Below are 6,000 nucleotides of genomic sequence, written 5' to 3'. Positions count from 1 at the left end.
GCGCTCCTTCGAGCTCAAAGACGTTGCGGGCGAGGACATGCCACCATCATAGGAGCGAGGTCCGACAAATCCTGGCCGTGCAGTCTGCCGCCCCTACCGACGATGTGAGTAGGGTTTTCTCCATGACGCTCGGCGGCCCGCCAGACCTCCATCCCGCGCTTACCGCGCTCGCTCCCCTACTGGGCACGTGGGCGGGCTCCGGCGCGGGCGAATACCCGACGATTCCGTCGTTCTCCTACCTCGAGGAGGTCACGTTCGGCCACGTCGGCAAACCGTTCCTGAGCTACGGGCAGCGGACGAAGGCCACCGACGACGGGCGGCCCCTGCACGCCGAGACCGGATACCTGCGGGTGCCCTCGGACGGCCGTGTCGAACTGGTGCTTGCGCATCCGACGGGTGTCACCGAGATTCAGGAGGGCACACTGACCGTCAGCGGTGACGTGCTAGAGCTGGAGTTGACGGCGACATCGATCGGGCTCACCGCTTCGGCGAAAGACGTTACCGCGCTCGGTCGTTCGTTTCGCGTCGCCGGTGACGAGCTGACCTACACCCTTCGCCTTGGCGCGGTGGACCAGCCGCTTCAGCACCATCTTGCCGCGACGTTGCACAGGAAGACGACGTGACCACCGACGGACGGATCCGCGTTCCCGCCGACCTCGACGCCGTCACGTGCGTCGCCGCCGAGGACCACTCCGACACCGATCCCGGGTCGGTCGAACGCATCTGGCAGGCCACCCGCCACTGGTATTCGGCCGGGATGCATCCCGCGATCCAGGTCTGCATCCGACACCGTGGTCGCGTCGTCCTCGACCGGGCCATTGGTCACGGCTGGGGCAACGGCCCTCAAGATCCGGCCGACGCCGAGAAGATCCCGGTGACGACCGAGACGCCGTTCTGCGTCTATTCGGCGGCAAAGGCGATGACTACCACCGTTTTCCACCTGTTGGCTGAGCGCGGTGCCTTCTCACTCGACGACTTGGTCTGCGAGTACCTGCCGACCTACACCAGCCACCGCAAGGACCGCACCACCATCCGGCACGTGCTGACCCACAGCGCGGGCGTTCCCTTCGCGACCGGACCCAAGCCCGACCTGAAGCGGATGAACGACAGCGAGTACGCCCGCGAGATGCTCGGCAACCTGCGAACCATCTACCCGCCGGGAATGGTGCACGTCTACCACGCACTGACGTGGGGACCGCTGACCAGGGAGATCGTCTCGGCTGCCACCGGCAAGGACATCCGCGACGTGCTCGCCGACGAGATCCTGAACCCGCTCGGCTTCCGCTGGACCAATTACGGCGTTGCACCGCAAGATGTTCCGCTGGTCGCGCCCAGCCATGCCACGGGATCGCCGCTGCCCGCACCGATCGCGGCGGCCTTCAAATTGGCCATCGGCGGCACGACGCACCAGATCATCCCGTTCACCAACACGCCGAAATTCCTCACCAGCGTGGTGCCGTCGTCCAGCACGGTCTCGACCGCCCACGAACTGTCCCGCTTCGCCGAGATGCTTCGCCGCGGCGGGGAGCTCGACGGTGTGCGTGTCATGGCGCCGGAGACCCTGCGCGCGGCAACGGCGCTGGCCCGGCGACTGCGGCCCGACATCGCCATGGGCCTGATGCCGATGCGGTGGGGTACCGGATACATGTTGGGATCCAAGCGGTTTGGACCGTTCGGGCTCAACGCTCCCGCGGCGTTCGGTCACACCGGCCTGGTCGACATCGCCGTCTGGGCCGATCCCGAGCGCGACCTCGCCGTCGGCGTGGTCAGCAGCGGCAAGCCCGGCGGCCACCGCGAGGCCAAGCGCTACCCCGCCGTGCTCGACGCCATCACCGCCGGATTCCCGCGCGGGGCGGCGAGTTAGCCTGAGCGGGTGGCCAAAGTCGAGCTGTCCCGCAAACTGTCCATCAGCCCGGAGGAGGCGTGGTCGCACGTCTCCGACCTGTCCTCCCTGGGGGACTGGTTGACGATGCATCAGGGCTGGCGCAGCGATCTGCCCGACGAACTCGCCGTGGGCACCACCCTCGTCGGCGTCGCGGGCGCCAAGGGCATGCGCAACCGCGTCACCTGGACGATCAAGGAGTACGACCCGCCCCAGCTGATGAGCATCACTGGCGAGGGCCTTGGCGGCACCAAGTACGCGTTGCGGATGACGGTCAAGCCGCTGTCCAACGCATGCGAGTTCAAGCTGAAGATCGACCTCGGCGGGGCGCCTCTGTTCGGCCCGATCGGCATGGCGGCCGCCCGCGCCGTCAAGGGCGACATCGAGAAGTCGATCAAGAAGTTCGAAGAGCTCTACGGCTAGCGAATCGCTTCGCCGTAGACCTTCTCGATCGCAAGCGCCATCAACACGCGCCGATCCGACACCATCACCGACCGGTATTCGTCCCAGTCCGGATGCTCCCCCGCTGCGGCGCGATAGTAGTCGACGAGCGCCTCCACCTCGGGGCCCTGGGGGTCGGTGCCCGGCCCGGTGAGCGTCACCGTGCCCTCGGCCGTGGCCCACGACCAACCGTCGGCGCTGGTCACCTCGAGCGCGGCGCGTGGATCACGTCGTAGGTTGGCGGTCTTGGCGCGTCCCTCGGTCATCGAGACGTAGACGACGTCGGCGGCCTGGTCGTAGAACGGGGTGACCGGCGAGAGTTGCGGCAGACCGTTGGCCTTGATGGTGGCCAGCACGCCGAGTTTCGCGTCGGCCAGCAGGGTTCGCGGGTTGAACGATGAGATCGTCATGTCCACCCCAACCGGTGACCGGCCACACACTATTCCGGGGGGAGTGAGCCCATGGAAGCCAACTCGGCACGTGGCCGGGCGCGGTGGGTGAGCTACGTCACGGTCTGCCAACTACGTCACATGCACTGCCGCGCGGGGCGTTACGAGCTACGTAGGCGACGTCGACGTAGGGAGTGCGAATGCCGATCCGTAGCTTGTATTCACAGGCCGTGCCGCGGCGCGGGCGTCGCCGAGCGACCACCTGATGGCGTCGTCGCGAGCAGCCAAACCCGTTGGCCTGATTGCGCGTCTAAATGGACAGCCGCCGCCAGACGTTGCGTTGGCCGACGTCGGGCTCGGTTCGTCGGCGCACTGGGATCTCGACGACGACTTTCACGACGGCGCATTTGCGACCTTGCGCCGCGAGGCTCCCATTGCGTTCTTCCCGGAGACGGGCCGGAGTGGACGGTCGGTCGGCAAGGGCTTCTGGGCACTGACGACACATGCCGACGTACGGTTCGCCAGTCGAAATCCCGAACTCTTCAGATCTGCACCCACTACCGTGCTGACCGACCAGCCGTCGACGGAAATCGCCGGATACGTGGAGTCGATGATCAATCTCGACGATCCCCGGCATCACCGGCTGCGCTCGATCGTCAGTCGGGCATTCACGCCGACCGTCCTGGCTCGCACCGAGGACGCCGTGCTTGAACGCGCACGGAGCTTGGTGGCCGCGATGGTGAGCAGGCATCGAGACGGTGTTGGCGAGTTCGTCTCCGAGGTGGCGGCACCTCTTCCGCTGCAGGTGATTTGCGACATGATGGGGGTCCCGGAAGCCGACCATGGCGCGATCTTCGACTGGACCAACCTCATGATGGGCGTTGGCGACCGCGACGTGACACCGAGCCGCGACCAGTGCAACGCCGCCGTGATCTCGATGGGCACTTACGGCAAAGGCCTTGCCGAGGACCGTCGCCGTAATCCGAAACGCGATCTGACGACCAGCCTGGTGCAGGCCGAGGTCGACGGTGAGCGATTGTCCTCTGGCGAGATCGCCTCGTTCTTCATACTGCTCGCCATTGCCGGCAACGAAACCACCCGGCACGCCACCAGTCACGGCCTATTGGCTCTGACGCGCCATCCCGAGCAGCGCCAGGCGTGGTGGGGAGATTTCGAGGCCCATCGGAGGACCGCCGTCGAGGAAATCGTGCGATGGAGCACGCCAGTGAGGTACATGCGCCGCACGCTGTCAGAGGATGTCGAGCTCAGCGGCGTACGCATGAGGGCCGGGGACAAGGTTGCGTTGTGGTACTCGTCCGCCAACCGCGACGAAAGGAGATTCACCGAGCCGTGGAAGTTCGACGTGCTTAGAGACCCGAACCCACACATGGGGTACGGCGGCGGCGGTGCCCACTTCTGTCTGGGAGCGAACCTCGCCCGGCGGGAAATAGCGGCGGTGTTCCACGAATTGAAGGCCCAAGTTCCGGACATCGTGGTGACGGAGGATGCTGCGCGTCTGAGATCGGCCTTCGTCCACGGGATCAAGCGGCTGTCGGTTTCGTGGAGTCCCGGCGGTCGTGCCTGACACCTTCGCACCTGCTGTGGCGTCCGCGCTGACGGTTTGGTCTTAGCCGTTCGGCGCGGTCCAGGTCGCGGCCGCGGAGCACCCGCTGGATGCCCGTGGCCGCGGTTCGTCGGCGAGGCGCGTCAGCCGGCCATGAACTCGGCGTAGGCCGATTCCAGGTCCGGTGGCAGCACGGAGACGTTGCACGTCCGCTGTGTGTCGCCGATCGGGGCGATGATGCCGCGCAATTCGTAGTACTCCTGCGAGTTGGCCGTGAAGTAGTTCCGAATGTTGGCGGCTGCCTCCTCGCGCGGCTGGTTGCGCGCCGCGGAGAGCACCTGGTCGGCACCCGGGTGGGCGCGCAGGTAGTCGCGGGCCGAGCCCGTGACCGAGCTGACGGTGTTGGCGACGCCCTGGCCGCTGCAGTCCGGTGCGGCTGACGCAGCCGGGGCCGCGATGGTCGCCGCGGCGACTCCGGCGAACAATCCGCCAGCCACCATGCCGACGGTTCCACGACGCATGGACGTCGACGACTTACCACTGAATTTCATGATCGATTTCCCCTCGGGAGTCTCGTGTGAACGAGCCGTGTACTCGACCCGAATTCCACGGTACGCAGCGCATGGGAGACGACCAGTTGGCTATGCCGAGCCCCTCGCGAATGCCCTGCCAGGCGTTACGTGGACTCGGCGTGAAATGGGCAACAATCCGGCGAAATTCGGCGGCGCGCCCGGAGTCGATCTTCAGAGTTGGCGCCGAACTCTTAATTGATCGTGATTTACCGCCCGGAAGCGCGTGACCGAATCGTTATCCGAGGCTTTAGCTACACGCCTGAAAATGCGTCCCTAATGCACTGCCGCAACCATTGGTGCGCGCCGTCGGCGTCGTATCGCGGATGCCACGCCAGGCTCAGATCAAGCGTCGGCAAGTCCAGGGGGATCTCGAAGGTGCTGAGCTCGAGCGCGGCCAGCGTCGTGCGGGAGATCACCAGCGCGGTGATGCCGACGAGGTCGCTGCTGTGAACGAGATGCAGCGACGCGAGCGCAGTCGGGGTGCAGACGGCGACGCGACGCCGCAGCCCGTGCTCGGCGAGCAGGCCGTCGATCGGTCCGGTGAGGCGCCCACGCCGTGACGACACGACGTGCTCGGCGGCGGCGAAGCGCTTCAGCGTGACCCGCTTGCCGGCGAGCTCGTGGCCTGCCCGCACGACGCCGACCATCCGGTCGGAGAACAGTGGCTCGATGTGGGTCTCCGGGTGGATCCGCGGTATCTGTCCGACTTCGACGTCGACGCTGCCGTCTCGCAGCGCGTCGGTGTCCTCGTGGCTGTCGCCGACGAAGCGCAGCGTGACGCCCGGTGCCTCCCCCCGAATTCGAGACACCAGTCGGGCGCCGATCGTGTGCGACAGCAGGTCGCCCATCTGCACCGAGAAGGTACGGCGCAGGGTGGCCGGTTCCGGCTGCTCCTCGGGCCCCAGCAAGCCACGGCCCCGCTCGACGAGTTCGTGCACCCGGCTCTTCATCGCCAGCGCCCGCGGGGTCGGCACCATCACGCGGCCTGCCCGCACCAGGATCGGATCGTCGAACATGCGACGCAGCCTGGCGAGAGTCCGGCTCATTGCGGGAGCGGAGGTGTGCAGCCTCTGCGCGGCCCCGCTGACGCTGCCCTCGTCGAGGAGCGCGTCGAGGGCGACGAACAGGTTCAGGTCGAGACCGGATTCCATC

General features: G+C 66.8%; 7 protein-coding genes. 4 read left to right on the top strand and 3 right to left on the bottom strand.

Going from position 1 to position 6,000, the window contains the following annotated elements; genetic code table 11:
• Positions 1 to 122 precede the first annotated feature (122 nt).
• The 3 genes from B1790_RS27510 to B1790_RS27500 are packed head-to-tail and all read left to right on the top strand — an operon-like array spanning position 123 to position 2,305.
• Positions 123 to 623, top strand: coding sequence for a peroxynitrite isomerase (locus B1790_RS27510; protein ID WP_079926462.1), 501 nt, complete (start codon positions 123 to 125; stop codon positions 621 to 623).
• A complete protein-coding gene (gene lipE, locus B1790_RS27505; protein ID WP_079926461.1) occupies positions 620 to 1,864 on the top strand; it encodes a lipase LipE in 1,245 nt (414 codons plus the stop codon). The genes B1790_RS27510 and lipE overlap by 4 nt, the downstream gene beginning before the upstream one ends.
• 9 nt (positions 1,865 to 1,873) lie before the next feature.
• Positions 1,874 to 2,305 (top strand): SRPBCC family protein, encoded by a 432-nt coding sequence (locus tag B1790_RS27500; protein ID WP_079926460.1) that lies wholly within the window; start codon positions 1,874 to 1,876, stop codon positions 2,303 to 2,305.
• Here B1790_RS27500 and B1790_RS27495 read toward each other — a convergent pair.
• A complete protein-coding gene (locus B1790_RS27495) occupies positions 2,302 to 2,733 on the bottom strand; it encodes a PPOX class F420-dependent oxidoreductase (RefSeq protein ID WP_079926470.1) in 432 nt (143 codons plus the stop codon). The genes B1790_RS27500 and B1790_RS27495 overlap by 4 nt on opposite strands.
• Before the next feature lie 244 nt (positions 2,734 to 2,977).
• Here B1790_RS27495 and B1790_RS27490 point away from each other — a divergent pair, with 244 nt between their 5' ends.
• Positions 2,978 to 4,297, top strand: coding sequence for a cytochrome P450 (locus B1790_RS27490; RefSeq protein ID WP_079926459.1), 1,320 nt, complete (start codon positions 2,978 to 2,980; stop codon positions 4,295 to 4,297).
• A 122-nt stretch (positions 4,298 to 4,419) separates the two neighbouring features.
• Here the strand turns inward: B1790_RS27490 and B1790_RS27485 are convergent, their stop codons facing one another.
• Positions 4,420 to 4,827 carry a heme-binding protein gene (locus B1790_RS27485; protein WP_079926458.1) on the bottom strand — a complete coding sequence of 136 codons (408 nt, stop codon included), beginning with the start codon at positions 4,825 to 4,827 and terminating at the stop codon, positions 4,420 to 4,422.
• 272 nt (positions 4,828 to 5,099) lie between these two features.
• Positions 5,100 to 5,999, bottom strand: a complete 900-nt coding sequence (locus tag B1790_RS27480; RefSeq protein WP_079926457.1) for a LysR family transcriptional regulator — start codon at positions 5,997 to 5,999, stop codon at positions 5,100 to 5,102.
• Between the last annotated feature and the right edge of the window lies 1 nt (position 6,000).

It is taken from the genome of Mycobacterium sp. AT1 (genome assembly GCF_002043095.1).
Classification (GTDB): domain Bacteria; phylum Actinomycetota; class Actinomycetes; order Mycobacteriales; family Mycobacteriaceae; genus Mycobacterium.
The sequence above is the reverse complement of the archived record's forward strand: the minus strand, read 5'-3'. Positions and strand labels throughout refer to the sequence as shown.

What these genes read in the sequence shown, in the direction of transcription:
- B1790_RS27490 (WP_079926459.1), top strand. Translation starts at nt 2,978, where the DNA reads ATGGCGTCGTCGCGAGCAGCCAAACCCGTTGGCCTGATTGCGCGTCTA.
- B1790_RS27510 (WP_079926462.1), top strand. Translation starts at nt 123, where the DNA reads ATGACGCTCGGCGGCCCGCCAGACCTCCATCCCGCGCTTACCGCGCTC.
- B1790_RS27480 (WP_079926457.1), bottom strand. Translation starts at nt 5,999, where the DNA reads ATGGAATCCGGTCTCGACCTGAACCTGTTCGTCGCCCTCGACGCGCTC.
- B1790_RS27495 (WP_079926470.1), bottom strand. Translation starts at nt 2,733, where the DNA reads ATGACGATCTCATCGTTCAACCCGCGAACCCTGCTGGCCGACGCGAAA.
- B1790_RS27485 (WP_079926458.1), bottom strand. Translation starts at nt 4,827, where the DNA reads ATGAAATTCAGTGGTAAGTCGTCGACGTCCATGCGTCGTGGAACCGTC.